Genomic DNA, 15,881 nt, shown 5'->3' with positions numbered 1-15,881 from the left:
CGTCGAACTAACGTTCGCCTCATGCGTCACCCTCATCACTCGGGCCCCGTCGACACGGCGACGTCGTGACCGCCGACATCGGCGTCGAAGAGCACGGCGTGCAACTCGCGTTCGACGAGATCGGCGACCTCGGCAACGACACCCCGCTCCGGGAGACCACCTTCGTCGTGGTCGACCTCGAGACGACCGGCGGCAGCCCCGTCGCCGATCGCATCACCGAGATCGGCGCGGTCAAGGTGCGCGGGGGCGAGATCCTCGGCGAGTTCGCCACATTGATCGACCCGGGATGCGCCATCCCGCGGCACATCGTCGCCCTCACCGGCATCACCGAGGCGATGGTCTACCGGGCCCCCGGGATCGAGGAGGTGTTGCCCGCGTTCCTCGAGTTCGCCGACGGCTGCGTCCTCGTGGCGCACAACGCCCGCTTCGACACCGGCTTCCTGCGCGCCGCCGCGACCGCCCAGGGTCGCCCGTGGCGGTTCCGTCGGGTGCTGTGCACGGTCACCCTCGCCCGCCGCGTGCTGCCCCGCGACGAGGCGCCGACGGTGAAGCTCTCCGCCCTCGCCCGCCTGTTCGCCGTCGGCACCACCCCGACCCACCGCGCCCTCGACGACGCCCGCGCGACCGTCGAGGTGATGCACGCCCTGTTCGAGCGGGTCGGCAACCTCGGCGTCCACACCTATCGCGAGCTCGTCGAGTTCCTGCCCGGTCTGACCACGGCCCAGCGCGCGAAACGCACCATCACCGACGGCCTGCCGACCCGCCCCGGGGTCTATCTCTTCCGCGGCCCGTCCGGCGAGGTCCTCTATGTCGGTACCGCCACCGATCTGCGCCGCCGCACACGGCAGTACTTCACCGGCTCGGAGACCAGGCCGCGGATGCGCGAGATGATCTCGCTGGCCACCCGCGTCGACCACGTCGAATGTGCCCACCGGCTCGAGGCCGGCGTGCGGGAGCTGCGGCTGCTCGCCGCCCACACCCCCGCCTACAACCGCCGATCGAAGACACCGCACGCCGGGTGGTGGGTGGTCCTCACCGAAGAGGCGTTCCCCCGCTTCACCGTCAGCCGCCGCCCCGGCGCGGTGTCGGTGGGACCGGTGCGGGTGCGTTCCGACGCCGCCGCCCTGGCCGACCTGGTGGCCGACGTGTGCGGGCTACGGACGTGCACCCGGCGGATCGGGGCGTCGGGGCACCATTCCTGCGGCCTCACCGATGCCGGACGACGACCGGTCGGCGGGTGTCGGGGCGCCGGCGCCGAACCGATGAGCGCTGCGGACTACGCACCGATCGCGGCCCGCGCCCGGGCTGTCCTCCTCGGCGACGACGACTCGCCGCTCGAGTCGGTTCTGGACCGCCTCGAGATTCTGGCCACGGCGGAGATGTTCGAGACCGCGGCGCGGTTGCGCGACCAGTTGTCGACCACGCTGTCGGCACTGGAGCGATGCCAGCGGCTGGCGTCACTGTGTGCGATCGCCGAGCTGGTCGCCGCGCGATCCGACGGCGCGGGCGGTTGGGAGCTCGCGGTGATCCGACACGGCCGACTCGCCGCGGCGGGTGTCGCGGTGCGCGGCGCCCCACCGGTCGCGATCGCCGAGGCGTTGGCGGCGTCGGCCGAGACTGTGCTGCCCGGCCCGGGACCGCTGCGTGGCGCGGCGGCCGAGGAGGCCGCGCTGGTGCACGCGTGGCTCGTGACGCCGGGCACCCGGATCGTCTGCAGCACCGAGGGTTTCGTGATGCCGGTGCGATCGACGGCCCGGTGGTCGCAGTGGCGTGACCGCGCGGGCGTCGCGCGGTCACGGTCGAGGGAACTGCTCACCCTCGCGGGCTGATCGCGTCGTCGGCACCGATCGACGCGACCGTCGCCATAGACTCGGACAGATGATCACGGCCATCGTCCTCATATCCGCCGACGTCCACGCCATCGACGAGACCGCGCAGGCCGTCGCCGACGTCGAGGGCGTGCGTGAGGTCTATTCGTGCGCCGGCGACGTCGACCTCATCGCGACGGTCGCCGTCCGCGACCACGAGCAGATCGCGGCGGTCGTCACCGGCACCATCAACAAGCTGCCCGGGGTGCGCCACACCGCGACGCACATCGCCTTCAAGACGTTCTCCAGCTCCGACGTCGACGCCGGGTTCTCGATCGGCGAGTGACGCCCGCGCGCCGGTGACGGATCAGGAGAACGCCGCCCACCGGGTCAGCAGATCGGCGGCGGCGCCGCTGTCGATCGCGGCCGCCGCATGCGTCATCGCCGACTCCATGCGCCCGTAGAGGTCGCCGTCGCCGAGGGCGACGGGATCGGACGCGTCGTCGGCCGCGAGATCGTGGGCGGCGAGATCGTGGGCGACGATCGCCCCCGCGGCGTTGAGCAGCACCGCATCGCGCACCGGACCGGGGACCCCGGCGACCAGGTCGCGAGCCACCCCGGCGTTGTGGTCGGCGTCGCCGCCACGGAGTTCGGCCGGGTCGCAGCGCGCCACCCCGATGCGGGTCGGGTCGAACGTGGACACCTGCACCGTCCCGTGCGAGGCGGCCCACACCGTCGACGTCGTCGTGGTGGTCAGTTCGTCGAGACCGTCGTCGCCCCGGACGACCAGGACGGAGTTGCCCCGCCGTGCGAAGGCCTCGGCGACCACCGGCGCCAGATCGGCGAACGCACACCCCACCAGTCCGCTGGAGGGCTGCGCGGGGTTGGTCAGCGGGCCCAACACGTTGAACACCGTCGGGATGCCGATCTCCTTGCGCGGCGCCGAGGCGAACCGGAGTGCCGGGTGGAACACGGGCGCGAAGCAGAAGCCGATGCCGAGGGTCGCGACGCTGCGGGCGACGTCGGCGGCGCGCAAGGTGATGTCGACCCCGAGGCTCTCCAGCACGTCGGCACCGCCGCTGCGCGACGACGCCGACCGGTTGCCGTGCTTGACGACCGCGACCCCCGCCGCGGCGACCACGATCGACGCCATCGTCGATATGTTGACGGTGTTCGACCGGTCGCCGCCGGTCCCGACGATGTCGACCGCGGGCCCGTCCACCGCGACCCGCACCGAGTGCGCCAGCATCTCCGCCGCCAGCGCGTTGAGTTCCTCGGCCACGGGACCCTTGATCTTGAGAGCCACACCGAACGCCGCGATCTGGGCGGCGGTCGCGTTGTCGGACATGATCTCGTTCATCGCCCAGCGCGCACGGTCGGCCGACAGGTCGCCGCCGTCGGCGAGTGCGCCGAGGACCGACGGCCAGGTCGCGACGGTGGTCTCCACGACACCGGACCGATCGGCCATCCTGCGGTCACCACGGGGATTCATGACGGTGAGCGTATTCGCCCTCCCGGGCGCCCTGCGCGCACCGGTTGGGCGAACGGGGTCAGGCCACCGGCCGCTGCAACACCTGCCATCCGAGCACGGTGCCGTCGTGGCGGGCACCGAGGCCCGCCATGCGGGAACGCTCCTGCGAACAGTGCAACGCGTCGACGAGCTGCGTGCGCGCCAACGCGACGCGCGTCATGCCCGGCCCCGGTTCGGCGGTCGGACCGTCGATGTCGCCCGCGTCGACGACCTCGTAGCCGTCCTGCGCGGCGGTGTCGGCCACGGCGTCGATCTGATCCGACGGGATCTCCAACAGGTGTCGCAGCACCGCCTGGTCGGACTCGCGCCAGGCCGAGTCCGCGAGCACCGTCGAGGCCGCCGCGGTGTCGTCGAAACACTCCGCGACGACGACGAGATCGGAATCACCGGGCACCGGTTCCGACGCCGCCCCCGAACCGCCCCGCAGGCGTCCGAACAGGCGTTGCAGACCCCCGGTCGCGACGGGGTGTCCGTTCAGGTCACGGGCCATGAGCAGCACTCCTCGATCATTTGTGACATTTTCTCCCACCCAGCTGGTAATCGGTTACTACGAACCGTCATACTTCCTAGGTGACTAGCGCTGCAGGTACCTCGGGCACAGCCATCACCTCGAGGGTGCACTCTCTGAACCGTCCCAACATGGTCAGTGTCGGCACCATCGTCTGGCTGTCCAGTGAGCTCATGTTCTTCGCGGGTTTGTTCGCGATGTATTTCGTCGCACGCGCGAACTCGGGTGGCAACTGGCCCCCGGAACCGACGGAGCTGAACCTCTTCCTGGCCATCCCGGTCACGGCGGTGCTCATCCTGTCGTCGGTGACCTGCCAGATGGGTGTGTTCGCCGCCGAACGCGGTGACGTCTTCGGCCTCCGCCGCTGGTACATCCTCACCTTCGTCATGGGCGCGTTCTTCGTCGCCGGACAGGGCTACGAGTACTACCACCTGGTGCACGAGGGCACGACGCTGTCGTCGAGTGCCTACGGGTCGGTGTTCTACATGGCCACCGGTTTCCACGGTCTGCACGTCATCGGCGGTCTGGTCGCCTTCATCTTCCTGCTGATCCGCACCAAGCTCAGCAAGTTCACCCCGGCACAGGCCACCGCCGCGATCGTCGTGTCCTACTACTGGCACTTCGTCGACATCGTGTGGATCGGCCTCTTCGCGACCATCTACTTCATCCGGTGATCCGACGCCGACCAGCCTCGGCCGACGATCGCACGCTCGCAGCCCGCAACCACCAGAGAGAGCAGAGATGAGTTCTTCTCCCCCGCCCACCACGGCCGACGACTCGGTCGACGGGGTCGGCGCCGGCAGCCCCGGCACCCAGCGCACCGATGCCCGGCGCGCCAAGTCGCGTCGCAAGCTCCGTCGTCGCGCGACCGGCGCCCTGCTCCTGCTCGCGGGCCTGATGGTGGCCGGCGGACTCGCCACGGCGATCACCCCGACCCCCCAGGTCGCCACCGCCGATGCGCAGACCAACGCCGCCCTGATCCAGGACGGCAAGAAGCTCTACGAGACCTCGTGCATCACCTGCCACGGTCGCAACCTCGACGGTGTCCAGGACCGCGGGCCCTCGCTCGTCGGTGTCGGTGACGCGTCGGTCTACTTCCAGGTGTCCTCGGGCCGTATGCCCGCGGTGCGCGGTGAGGCCCAGGCCGCCCGCAAGCCGGCCAAGTTCACCGAGGCCCAGGTCGACCAGCTCGGCGCCTACGTCCAGTCGGTCGGCGGCGGTCCGTCGGTCGTCTACGAGCACAACGCCGACGGCACCGTGAAGGTGGAGAACGGCTACCCCGTGAAGGCCCAGGGCGAGCTGCGCGGCAACGACATCGGTCGCGGCAGCGAGCTGTTCCGCCTGAACTGCGCGTCGTGCCACAACTTCACCGGTCGGGGCGGAGCCCTGTCCTCGGGCAAGTACGCGCCCACCCTCGACCCGGCGAACGAGCAGCAGATCTACACCGCGATGCTCACCGGCCCGCAGAACATGCCGAAGTTCTCCGATCGTCAGCTCACCGAGGACGAGAAGAAGGACATCATCGGCTACGTGAAGTACGCCAGCGAGACCAACCCGCAGGGCGGCTACGCGCTCGGCGGCTTCGGACCGGTGTCGGAGGGTATGGCGATGTGGGTCGTCGGCGTCATCGCCGTCGTCGCATCGGCGATGTGGATTGGATCGCGTTCATGAGCGACGAGCAGAAGCCGAAGGATCCCGACGAGGAGATGACCCCCCAGAACGCGGAGGGCACCGATCATCCGCCGACCTTCACCCGCGACGAGCTCGACAAGATGAGCAACGACGACCTGGTGAAGCTCGGCACGAACCTCGACGGCGTGGAGATCATCCACCGCCGCGAGCGGTTCCCCGTCCCGGGGACCAAGGCCGAGAAGCGCGCCGAGCGTTCGGTCGCTATCTGGTTCGCCCTCTCGGGCATCCTCGCCGTCGCCTGCTTCGTGATCTTCCTGTTCAACCACTGGCACTTCGTGCTGCCGGGCGGCGAGAACTACTTCCTCTACACGCTCAACACGCCGTTGCTGGGCATCACGTTCGGTGGCTCGATCCTCGCGATCGGCATCGGCCTCGTGCAGTACACGAAGAAGTTCATCCCCGAGGAGATCTCGGTCCAGGACCGTCACGACGGCGGCTCCAACGACGTCGACCGCGCGACCACCGTCGCGTTGCTGTCGAACGCCGGCAGCACCTCGACCATCGGTCGTCGCAAGCTGATCATCGGCTCGGCCGCGTTCGGTGTCGGTGCGTTCGCACTGACCGGCGTCGTCGCGCTGCTCGGCGGCATCGTGAAGAACCCGTGGGCCAAGGGCAAGGACTCCGATCTCTGGCACACCGGATGGTCGCCGATCTACAACGACCCGAAGTCGCCGAACGAGACCGTGTTCCTGCGTCGCGACACCGGTGACCCGAATCAGGTCGTCCTGGTGCGTCCGGAGGATCTCGACGCCGGCGCGATGGAGACGGTGTTCCCGTGGCGTGTCTCCGACGGTTTCGGTGAGACCGAAGAGTCACGTGAGAAGTTGCACAAGGGCCTGCGACTGGTCCGCAACCCCGTCATGTTGATCCGCCTGCGCCCCACCGACACCGCCAAGGTGATCAAGCGCAAGGAGCAGGAGAGCTTCAACTACGGCGACTATTTCGCCTACACAAAGGTGTGTTCGCACCTCGGATGCCCCACGTCGCTGTACGAGCAGCAGACCAACCGCATCCTGTGCCCGTGCCACCAGAGCCAGTTCAACGCGTTGGAGTACGGCAAGCCGATCTTCGGACCCGCTGCGCGGGCACTGGCGCAGCTCCCGATAACGGTGAACAATCAGGGATACATGGTTGCAGCAGGTGACTACATCGAGCCCGTCGGACCCGCCTTCTGGGAGCGGGGCCAGGGGAAGGACAAGCCATGAGCGTCATAGCTGATCGCGCGGCCACACAGGCCAACGAGGTCGACTCCCGTTACCACCTCGCCGCCGGCGTCCGGCGACAGATCAACAAGGTGTTCCCGACGCACTGGTCGTTCCTCCTCGGAGAGATCGCCCTGTACAGCTTCGTGATCCTGTTGATCTCGGGTGTCTACCTCACCCTGTTCTTCGACCCGTCGATGGCGGAGGTGACCTACAACGGGTCCTACCAGCCGCTGAACGGCGTCGAGATGAGCAAGGCCTATGCCACCGCCCTCGACATCTCGTTCGACGTGCGCGGCGGCCTGTTCGTCCGACAGATCCACCACTGGGCGGCACTGCTGTTCGCCGCGGCGATCATCGTGCACATGGCCCGCATCTTCTTCACCGGTGCGTTCCGTCGCCCGCGTGAGGCCAACTGGGTCATCGGTTGCTTCCTGCTCCTGCTGGCCATGTTCGAGGGCTTCTTCGGCTACTCGCTCCCCGACGACCTGCTCTCGGGCACCGGCGTCCGCGCCGCGATGTCGGGCATCGTGATGGGGATCCCGGTGGTCGGCACCTGGATCCACTGGGCTCTCTTCGGCGGCGACTTCCCGGGCGAGATCATCATCCCGCGGCTGTACATCCTCCACGTGCTGCTGTTCCCGGGCATCATCCTCGCCCTGATCGGCGCGCACCTGGCGCTGGTCTGGTACCAGAAGCACACCCAGTTCCCCGGCCCCGGCCGCACCGAGAAGAACGTGGTGGGTGTCCGCATCCTCCCGGTCTTCGCGGTCAAGTCCGGCGCGTTCTTCGCCGTCACCTTCGGCATCCTCGCCATCATGGCGGGCGTCTTCCAGATCAACCCGATCTGGGTGCTGGGTCCGTACAACCCGGCGCACGTCTCGGCCGGTTCACAGCCCGACATCTACATGATGTGGACCGACGGCATGGCGCGACTGATGCCGGCGTGGGAGATCTACTTCGGCAACACGTACACGATCCCGGCGATCTTCTGGGTCGTCGCGATCATCGGTGTGATCATCACCGTGATGGTGGCCTACCCGTGGATCGAGAAGCGCCTCACCGGCGACGACGCGCATCACAACCTGTTGCAGCGTCCGCGTGACGTCCCGGTGCGCACCGCGATCGGCGCGATGGCACTGGCGTTCTACGTGGTCCTGACGCTGTCGTGCATGAACGACATCATCGCGCTGAAGTTCCACATCTCGCTCAACGCGACCACATGGATGGGTCGTATCGGCCTGATCGTCGTGCCGCCGCTGGCGTACTTCATCGCCTACCGCTGGGCGCTGGCACTGCAGCGCAGTGACCGCGCGGTCCTCGAGCACGGCATCGAGACCGGCATCATCAAGCGGATGCCGCAGGGCGAGTACATCGAGGTGCACCAGCCCCTGGGCCCGGTCGACGGCCATGGACACCCGATCCCGCTCCCCTACGAGGGCGCGGCTCTGCCCAAGCGGATGAACAAGCTCGGTTCCGCCGGTGCGCCCGGTACGGGTTCGCTGATGGTGGCAGACCCGATCGAGGAGCAGAAGCGCAACGCAGAGATCGAGCACGAAGCCCATCGACAGGAGCACGAGGCACTCGCCAAGCTCCAGTCGCGCGGCGGGAACATGCTCGAGAAGTAGCGGTCCACTCCCCCACTCCGCGCGCCACGACGGCCGGTGAATCCCTCAGGGGTTCACCGGCCGTCGTCGTTGCACCCCCATCGCGTCGCACGCCGCATGCCTTGAGGACTGAGCGGCTCGGACATCTGCCCGGTCGGTGCGTCGAGGTGCCCGATCGACGCGTGTAAGTGCCCGATCGGCGGGTCAGGTCACCAGGGGTCGCCGCGACGTCGATCGGCCACGAGGACGGCGCCGAGGTCGATCGTGTGCTCGCGGACCGGTGTCCCGAACACCAGGACGCTGTCCCGGTCGTCGGGCGTATCCACGACACCCTCGGCGCCGACGGCCCGCAGAGCGCCCTCCCACGGCACCCAGCCGCGCGAGCGATACAGCCGCATACCCGCCTCACTGGCCGCGAGAGCGCCGAGATCGTAGGCGGCGGCCACGATGTCCTCCACCGCCTCCATGAGCCCCGCACCGACGCCCTGTCGCTGCGCCGCGGTCGACACCGCGACCGCCTCGACGTAGCCGACACGGAACACGCGGTCTCCTGCGACGAGCTGGCGCTGCACCACCGCTGCGTGTCCGAGGACGTCGCCCGACGGCCCGTGCGCGATCACGTGTATCCCGCCCAGTGCGTGGTCGAAGTCGTCGTCGTCGAAGTCGCCGGCGAACGCGTCGGCCATCAGGGCGCGGATCGCGCCGAGGTCGGAGTCGGCGAGGTCCGCGGTGTGGGCACGACGAAGGGCAGGTGCCGTGGCACCTGCCCTGTCGGTGTTGCGTTCGTGCGGCTCAGCCGGCACGAGAGGTGGTGGTGATCAGTGCTTCTCGGCCCCGACGTGGTACTCGAAGACCAGTCCGCCGACAGCCATGATGATCGCGACGACCGCGGTGGCGGCCAGCCAGAAGTTCACCGTGGCCATGGCGACGGCCAGCAGGGCCGCGCCGAGGGCGATGGCGATGGGCCACCAGCTGCCCGGGCTGAAGAAGCCCAGTTCGCCGGTGCCGTCCTCGATCTCGGCCTCCTCGTAGTCCTCGGGCCGGATGTCGACACGTCGGGCCACGAAGCGGAAGTAGGTGCCGATGATGAGCGTCAGGCCGCCGGTCATCACCATGCCGGTGATGCCCACCCACTCGACGTTCTTGCTCGACAAGCCGGTGCAGACGCCGTAGAGGATCGCCGCGCCGAAGAAGAAGATCGTCAGGATCTCGAAGAGACGAGCCTCGATTTTCACTGCTGAGCTCCTACCGTGCAGCCGGGGATCGATGTGTTGTTCGCGTCGCCGTTCGTCTGCGGGGTCGTCGTCCCGTCAGTGCTGCGACGGGTGTCGAACGGGTGCGTCGTGATCGAGACCGGGGTCTCGCAGATGCTCTGCAGCGCCTGGGCGTTGGTCGCCGTCGGGTTGGCCGCGCGGTACGAGATGTAGGTGTCGAACTTGGCCTTGCTCACCGCACGGACCTCGAAGTTCATCATCGAGTGGTACGTGCCGCACATCTCCGCACACCGGCCGACGAACGCACCCGGACGGTCGATGGAGCTGACCTGCCAGCGGTTGTCGGTGTGGTTCTGCTTCGGGAACGGCATGACGTCGCGCTTGAACAGGAACTCGGGAACCCAGAACGAGTGGATCACGTCGGCGGAGGCCTGCTCGAACTCGATGCGCTCACCCACCGGGAGCACCAGCACCGGGATCTCGTCGGATGTGCCGACGGTCTCGATGCGGTCGAACTTCAGGTAGTTGCGGATGTCGTCGTCGCGGCCGTTGGCGGGCAGCGGGACCTCTTCGCCCTCTTTGTTCTCGCGCGGCAGCTGCTCCTCGTAGGGGCTGCCGTTGCGCAGGAAGCCCTCGTACTTCTGGCCGTTGCCCATCTCGACAGAGCGGTAGCCGAACTTCCAGTTCCACTGGAAGGCGGTGATGTCGACGACGACCTTCGGATCGGACTTCTTCGCCTCGACGCTGTTCTGCACGATGATCGTGAAGTAGAACAGCACGGCGATGATCACGAACGGGATCGCGGTGTATGTCAGCTCCAGCGGCACGTTGTAGGCCGTCTGACGCGGGAACTCCTCGTCGGCGCTGAGCTTGCCGGTGCCCTTGCGGCGGTGGAACGAGATCGTCCAGAAGGTGAGCGCCCACACGATGATGCCCATCACGAGGGCGGCGATCACCGACCAGGTCCACAGGTGCCGCATGTCCTCGGCCTCGGGCGTGACGCCCTCGGGCCACCCGAAACGCATCGCCTCCGAGGCGCTGCATCCCGACATCAGCAGTGCGCCCACTCCCAGCAGGAGCAACGCATAGACCCTCTTGGCCCTGCGACGACCGCTACCGGTCGCCGTCAGCCGTGGTCGTCCACCGTGTGTCACTGTCACGCCTTCCCGCATGTGGAACACCATCTCGCGGATGTCCTGCGCCGGTCCGCGGTGAGCGTTCGCGGCGTGATGCATCCAGTACTACGCAGCGTAGACCAAGTCTCGCCGTCTTTTGTGATCGGGTTTGGTGGCACGGGACACGCCCCGCGAGTGCGGCATACTCGACGGCGTCCGAGCGGTCGCCGTCCACTCGTCTCCGGCCCCTCGGGGGGTCGGATCGCGGGGCCCGACGGCACCGATTCCCGACCTCGATCGGAGTGTTCTCACGTGTGTGGCCTGGTGGGCTTGCTGACCAGCGACGGCTCCGGCCGCCGCCTGCGCGAAGGGTTCCCCACGGCGCTGCACTGCATGCGACACCGGGGCCCCGACGAGCCCGGCGGCACGTGGAGCGACGACGATCTCGTGCTCGGGTTCAACCGTCTCGCCTTCATCGACATCGAGCACTCGCATCAGCCGCTGCGGTGGGGCCCGCCCGAGTCCCCGGACCGCTACGCGCTGACCTACAACGGCGAGGTCTACAACTATCTCGAGCTCCGGGCGCAGCTCGCCGCCGACGAGGGCGCGGTGTTCCACACCGAGGGTGACGGTGAGGCCGTCGTCGCGGCGTTCCACTACTGGGGCCCCGGGGCGGTGGCCCGGCTGCGCGGCATGTTCGCGTTCGCGATCTGGGACACCGAGACGCGGACCCTGTTCCTCGCCCGCGACCCGTTCGGCATCAAGCCGCTGTTCATGGCGACCGGCCCCGGGGGCACCGCCTTCGGCAGCGAGAAGAAGAGCATCCTCGCGCTGCTCGACACCGTCGGCGGCGACCGCGACCTCGATCCCCGTGCCATCGAGCACTACACCGTCCTGCAGTACGTGCCCGAGCCCGAGACGCTGCACCGCAACATCACCCGTCTCGAGTCCGGGTGCCACGCCACGCTGACGCCCGGATCGGCACCCCGGATCCAGCGCTACTTCACCCCGCAGTTCGACATCAAGCCGTTCACCTCCGGCGGCGAGCAGCGGCGCTACGACGAGATCGCCGAGGTGCTCTCGGACTCGGTCGCCAAGCACATGCGGGCCGACGTCACCGTCGGCTCGTTCCTGTCCGGTGGGATCGACTCCACCGCGATCGCCGCGCTGGCCATCCGCCACAACCCGGACCTCATCACCTTCACCACCGGATTCGAACGCGAGGGCTACTCCGAGGTCGACGTCGCGGCGGAGTCGGCCGCGGCGATCGGCGCGCGCCACATCGTGAAGGTGGTCGGGCCGGCCGAGTTCGCCTCGGCGATCCCCGAGATCGTCTGGTACCTCGACGATCCCGTCGCCGACCCGGCGTTGGTGCCGCTGTACTTCGTCGCCCAGGAAGCCCGCAAACACGTCAAGGTCGTGTTGTCCGGCGAGGGTGCCGACGAGCTGTTCGGCGGGTACACCATCTACCGGGAACCGTTGTCGCTCAAGCCGTTCGACCGTCTGCCCGGCGGACTGCGTTCCGCGGCGGGGAGGCTGTCGGCGCGCATCCCCGAGGGCACCCGCGGCAAGAGCCTGCTCCACCGTGGGTCGATGACCCTCGAGGAGCGCTACTACGGCAACGCCCGTTCGTTCGACGACGCACGACTGCGCGCGGTGTTGCGGGGATACCGACCCGAGTGGACCCACACCGACGTCACCGCCGACCTCTACGCGACGACACGCGGGTGGGATCCGGTGGCACGCATGCAGCACATCGACCTGTTCACGTGGCTACGGGGCGACATCCTCGTCAAGGCCGACAAGATGACGATGGCGAACTCGTTGGAGCTGCGCGTGCCGTTCCTCGACCCGGAGGTCTTCGAGGTCGCGCAACGACTGCCCACCGACCAGAAGCTGGCCCACGGGACCACGAAGTACGCGCTGCGTCGCGCGCTCGAGCAGATCGTCCCCGCGCACGTCCTGCATCGGAAGAAGCTGGGTTTCCCGGTGCCGCTGCGACATTGGCTCGCCGGTACCGAGTTGCACGACTGGGCGCGCGAGACGATCGCGCACTCGCAGACCGATCAGATCTTCGACAAGACCGCGGTGCTCGCCATGCTCGACGAGCATCGCGCGGGCACCGTCGACAACAGCCGGCGGCTCTGGACGGTGCTGGTCTTCATGGTGTGGCACGGGATCTTCGTCGAGGGGTCGATCACGCCGACCATCGCCGATCGCGAGTACCCGGTCACCCTGTAGCCCCCACCGACGCCACACGCCGCCCGCGGGAAATGGTTCCCGCGGGCGGCGTGTGGCGTCGGTGGGGCGGTGCGTCAGGCGACGACGGCGCCGATCTCGGTGGCCGCGTCCTCGCCGTAGGCATCGGCGATGCGCTTGAGCGCCGAGTCGCGGTCCCATGTCCAGTCCTGGGGGGCGACGGTCTCGAGGACCAGGACGGCGACGAGCGAACCGAGCTGCGCCGACCGCTCGAAGCTGAGCCCGGCGGCGTTGCCGACGAGGAAACCGGCACGGAAGCCGTCGCCGACACCGGTCGGGTCGACCTTCTTCGTCTCGGGGACCACCGCGATGTGCGTGCGGGTGCCGTCGCGCTCGACGATCTCCGCGCCGTCCTTGCCCAGGGTGGTGATGCGGGTCTGCACCTGCTCGGCGACCTGCTCGGGGGTCAGATCGGCCTTCTTCTGCAGCAGGCCCCACTCGTACTCGTTGGTGAACAGGTAGGTGGCACCGGCGATCAGCTTCCGGATCTGCTCACCGTCGAGCAGCGCGAGCTGCTGCGACGGATCGGCGGCGAACGGGATCTCCAGATCGCGGCAGGCCTGGCTGTGGCGGACCATCGCCTCGGGGTCGTCGGCGCCGATCAGGACGAGTTCGGGCTTGCCGACCTCGTCGGACAGGTCCGACAGCGAGATCTGCCGGGCCTCGGCCATCGCGCCGACGTAGAAGCTGGCCAGCTGGGCCATGTCGTCGTCGGTGGTGCACATGAACCGTGCGGTGTGGGCGTTGCGCGAGACCCGGACGCCGCTGCAGTCGACACCCTTGCCCTCGAGCCACGACCGGTACTCGTCGAAATCGCTGCCGACCGCGCCCACGAGCAGCGGGGAGGCACCGAGGACACCCATGCCGTAGGAGATGTTGCCGGCGACGCCGCCGCGGCGGATGACGAGTTCCTCCACCAGGAAGCTCAGTGAGATGTGATGCAGGTGCTCGGCGAGGAGCTGCTCGGAGAACTTTCCCTTGAACCGCATCAGGTGATCGGTCGCGATCGACCCGCAAATGGCGATGGCCACGGCAGTCAAACCCTTTCGTCTGCGTTTATCGGCCCACCCCCGAGCACGCACGACGCCCCCGGGGTTCGTGGCCGAACCCGGGCCCAACGCTACAGCGCGCCCCACACACAGCTGTGGCCCGCACCGAACTCGGTGCGGGCCACAGGGGACGGCCGATCGTCGTGGCGGTGATCACACCGCCGTCGACGTCAGTTGAACGAGTCGCCGCAGGCGCAGCTGCCGGTCGCGTTCGGGTTGTCGATGGTGAAGCCCTGCTTCTCGATGGTGTCGACGAAGTCGATGGACGCGCCCTGGACGTAGGGCGAGCTCATGCGGTCGACGGCGAGCTTCACGCCACCGAAGTCGGAGATCTCGTCGCCGTCGAGGCTGCGGTCGTCGAAGAAGAGCTGGTAGCGCAGGCCGGCACAGCCGCCGGGCTGGACGGCGATACGCAGGGACAGGTCGTCACGACCCTCCTGGTCGAGCAGCGCCTTGGCCTTGCTCGCGGCGGCGTCGGTCAGCCGGACGCCACCGGTGGTGGTGGCGGTGTCGGCGGTGGCCTGGTTGTCGACAGTCATAGCGGTCTCCTTGGTGTGCAGACAGTTGTACGAGCGAGCGATGTTCTCGATGCGGTGCCGATGACGGGCGGTTCTCCGCCTCACACCGATGTCGCGCGGGTGTCGTCGTACTCCTCGGCATCAACGGTACCCCCACCACCGCTATTCCGACGGTCCGCCGGGGGCCGTGTGCCGCGCCGTCCACCCGCGCGCGACGTCGGCGACGAGTCGTTCGAGCAGCGGCCCCGCCTCGCCCATCGCGTGCTCGGTCGAATCGGCGATGTCGACGATCGCGTGCGCCGCCGCGATGCCGGCGTCGGCGATCGCCGAACGCTCCAGGGTGACCTGCCCGGCCACCACCAGGACCGGCACCGAGTGCCCGGCCGCGGCGGCAGCGGCGGCCGCGACGACCTTTCCGCGCAGTGTCTGGGTGTCGAACCTGCCCTCACCGGTGATGAGGACGTCGGACGCGGTGACCAGCGCCTCGAAATCGATCGCGTCGGCGATGACCGTGGCCCCGGACACCCGCCGACCGCCGAGGGCGAGCAGGGCCGCACCGAGCCCCCCGGCCGCACCCGCGCCCGGTTCGTCGGCCACCGCGCGCCCGGCCAGCGCGGTCAGGCGTTCGTTCACCTGCTCCATCCGGGCCTCCAGACGCACGACGGTGTCGGCGTCGGCGCCCTTCTGTGGCCCGAAGACGTGCGCCGCGCCCGATTCCCCGAGCAGCGGGTTCTCCACATCGGACGCCACGATCAGGTCCAGGGGCGCGGCGAGGTCGGCTGCGGCGGCGAGATCCGCGCCGGTCGCCCCGGCCGCGGCGGCCAGCGCCTCGAGCATCCCGACGCCACCGTCGGTGGTGGAACTGCCACCCAATCCCACGACGACGGTCGTCGCGCCCTGCGCCAGGGCCGCGACGACGAGTTCGCCGACCCCGTGGGTGGAAGCCGCCCACGCGGTGTCAGGGCTCGGGTGCCCCACCTGGTGCAGGCCGCAGGCCTGCGCACACTCGATGTACGCGGTCACCCGCCCGGCGGTCTCGTGCCGCAACCATCGGGCGTCGACCGGATCGTCGAGCGGGCCACGCACGGTGGTGGTGACCACCTCACCGAATCGGGTGGCGAGCACGTCGACGAACCCGGGACCGCCATCGGACAGCGGCGCGCGGACCACCTCGTCCCCGGGCCGACCGAGCATCCATCCGGCGGCGATCGCGTCGGCGGCGGCCACCGCCGTGAGGGTGTCGCCGAACGAATCCGGAGAGATCAGGGCCCGCATGGCCGAAGTATAGGAACGCCGCATCCACTCGGCAGTCCGAGCCGAGACCGGCCGGTGAGAACGGCCAGTTCTCACCGGATGGCGGCGCCGGCGCCGCGATCAA

General features: G+C 68.9%; 15 protein-coding genes. 7 read left to right on the top strand and 8 right to left on the bottom strand.

The window, feature by feature from the left end:
- Positions 1-65: 65 nt before the first annotated feature.
- Entirely contained in the window at positions 66-1,829 is a 1,764-nt protein-coding gene (locus ACQ7HM_RS16595; protein ID WP_434217326.1) for a DEDD exonuclease domain-containing protein, read from the top strand.
- 49 nt (positions 1,830-1,878) lie between these two features.
- The gene (locus tag ACQ7HM_RS16590) at positions 1,879-2,154 is read left to right on the top strand and encodes an Lrp/AsnC family transcriptional regulator (protein ID WP_045823103.1); all 276 of its coding nucleotides are present in this window, start codon (positions 1,879-1,881) and stop codon (positions 2,152-2,154) included.
- 21 nt (positions 2,155-2,175) lie between these two features.
- Here the strand turns inward: ACQ7HM_RS16590 and trpD are convergent, their stop codons facing one another.
- Both trpD and ACQ7HM_RS16580 read right to left on the bottom strand, forming a co-directional pair.
- Positions 2,176-3,276, bottom strand: a complete 1,101-nt coding sequence (gene trpD / locus ACQ7HM_RS16585) for an anthranilate phosphoribosyltransferase (protein ID WP_434217503.1) — start codon at positions 3,274-3,276, stop codon at positions 2,176-2,178.
- Positions 3,277-3,358: 82 nt separating this feature from the next.
- On the bottom strand, positions 3,359-3,829 hold the full coding sequence (locus ACQ7HM_RS16580; RefSeq protein WP_434217325.1) for a hypothetical protein: 471 nt from the start codon (positions 3,827-3,829) through the stop codon (positions 3,359-3,361).
- 80 nt (positions 3,830-3,909) lie between these two features.
- On the opposite strand from ACQ7HM_RS16580, the gene ctaE reads away from it, so the two are divergent.
- From ctaE to qcrB, 4 genes are all read left to right on the top strand, one after another.
- Entirely contained in the window at positions 3,910-4,521 is a 612-nt protein-coding gene (ctaE, locus tag ACQ7HM_RS16575) for an aa3-type cytochrome oxidase subunit III (RefSeq protein WP_434217324.1), read from the top strand.
- 67 nt (positions 4,522-4,588) lie between these two features.
- Entirely contained in the window at positions 4,589-5,518 is a 930-nt protein-coding gene (gene qcrC / locus ACQ7HM_RS16570) for a cytochrome bc1 complex diheme cytochrome c subunit (RefSeq protein ID WP_434217323.1), read from the top strand.
- A gap of 35 nt (positions 5,519-5,553) precedes the next feature.
- Complete coding sequence (gene qcrA / locus ACQ7HM_RS16565) at positions 5,554-6,744, top strand: cytochrome bc1 complex Rieske iron-sulfur subunit (protein WP_434217502.1); 1,191 nt, start codon at positions 5,554-5,556, stop codon at positions 6,742-6,744.
- Positions 6,741-8,369, top strand: coding sequence for a cytochrome bc1 complex cytochrome b subunit (qcrB, locus tag ACQ7HM_RS16560; RefSeq protein WP_434217322.1), 1,629 nt, complete (start codon positions 6,741-6,743; stop codon positions 8,367-8,369). The genes qcrA and qcrB overlap by 4 nt, the downstream gene beginning before the upstream one ends.
- Positions 8,370-8,557: 188 nt before the next feature.
- On the opposite strand, the gene ACQ7HM_RS16555 is transcribed toward qcrB, so the two are convergent.
- From ACQ7HM_RS16555 to ctaC, 3 genes are read right to left on the bottom strand one after another with little or no spacing between them, the layout of a single operon-like run.
- Positions 8,558-9,151 (bottom strand): GNAT family N-acetyltransferase, encoded by a 594-nt coding sequence (locus tag ACQ7HM_RS16555; protein ID WP_434217321.1) that lies wholly within the window; start codon positions 9,149-9,151, stop codon positions 8,558-8,560.
- 15 nt (positions 9,152-9,166) lie between these two features.
- Positions 9,167-9,583, bottom strand: a complete 417-nt coding sequence (locus ACQ7HM_RS16550; RefSeq protein ID WP_045823108.1) for a cytochrome c oxidase subunit 4 — start codon at positions 9,581-9,583, stop codon at positions 9,167-9,169.
- Positions 9,580-10,722, bottom strand: a complete 1,143-nt coding sequence (gene ctaC, locus ACQ7HM_RS16545; protein WP_434217320.1) for an aa3-type cytochrome oxidase subunit II — start codon at positions 10,720-10,722, stop codon at positions 9,580-9,582. Before ctaC ends, ACQ7HM_RS16550 begins: the two co-directional genes overlap by 4 nt.
- Positions 10,723-10,989: 267 nt before the next feature.
- Here ctaC and asnB point away from each other — a divergent pair, with 267 nt between their 5' ends.
- Positions 10,990-12,918: an asparagine synthase (glutamine-hydrolyzing) gene (asnB, locus tag ACQ7HM_RS16540; RefSeq protein WP_434217319.1), complete on the top strand. Its 1,929-nt coding sequence runs from the start codon at positions 10,990-10,992 to the stop codon at positions 12,916-12,918.
- 74 nt (positions 12,919-12,992) lie between these two features.
- On the opposite strand, the gene ACQ7HM_RS16535 is transcribed toward asnB, so the two are convergent.
- From ACQ7HM_RS16535 to ACQ7HM_RS16525, 3 genes are all read right to left on the bottom strand, one after another.
- Positions 12,993-13,967, bottom strand: a complete 975-nt coding sequence (locus ACQ7HM_RS16535) for a carbohydrate kinase family protein (protein WP_434217318.1) — start codon at positions 13,965-13,967, stop codon at positions 12,993-12,995.
- A gap of 188 nt (positions 13,968-14,155) precedes the next feature.
- Entirely contained in the window at positions 14,156-14,524 is a 369-nt protein-coding gene (locus tag ACQ7HM_RS16530) for a HesB/IscA family protein (RefSeq protein ID WP_434217317.1), read from the bottom strand.
- A 141-nt stretch (positions 14,525-14,665) separates the two neighbouring features.
- The gene (locus ACQ7HM_RS16525; RefSeq protein ID WP_434217316.1) at positions 14,666-15,778 is read right to left on the bottom strand and encodes a glycerate kinase family protein; all 1,113 of its coding nucleotides are present in this window, start codon (positions 15,776-15,778) and stop codon (positions 14,666-14,668) included.
- Between the last annotated feature and the right edge of the window lie 103 nt (positions 15,779-15,881).

It is taken from the genome of Williamsia sp. MIQD14 (genome assembly GCF_051025635.1).
Lineage (GTDB): Bacteria > Actinomycetota > Actinomycetes > Mycobacteriales > Mycobacteriaceae > Williamsia_A.
The sequence above is the reverse complement of the archived record's forward strand: the minus strand, read 5'-3'. Positions and strand labels throughout refer to the sequence as shown.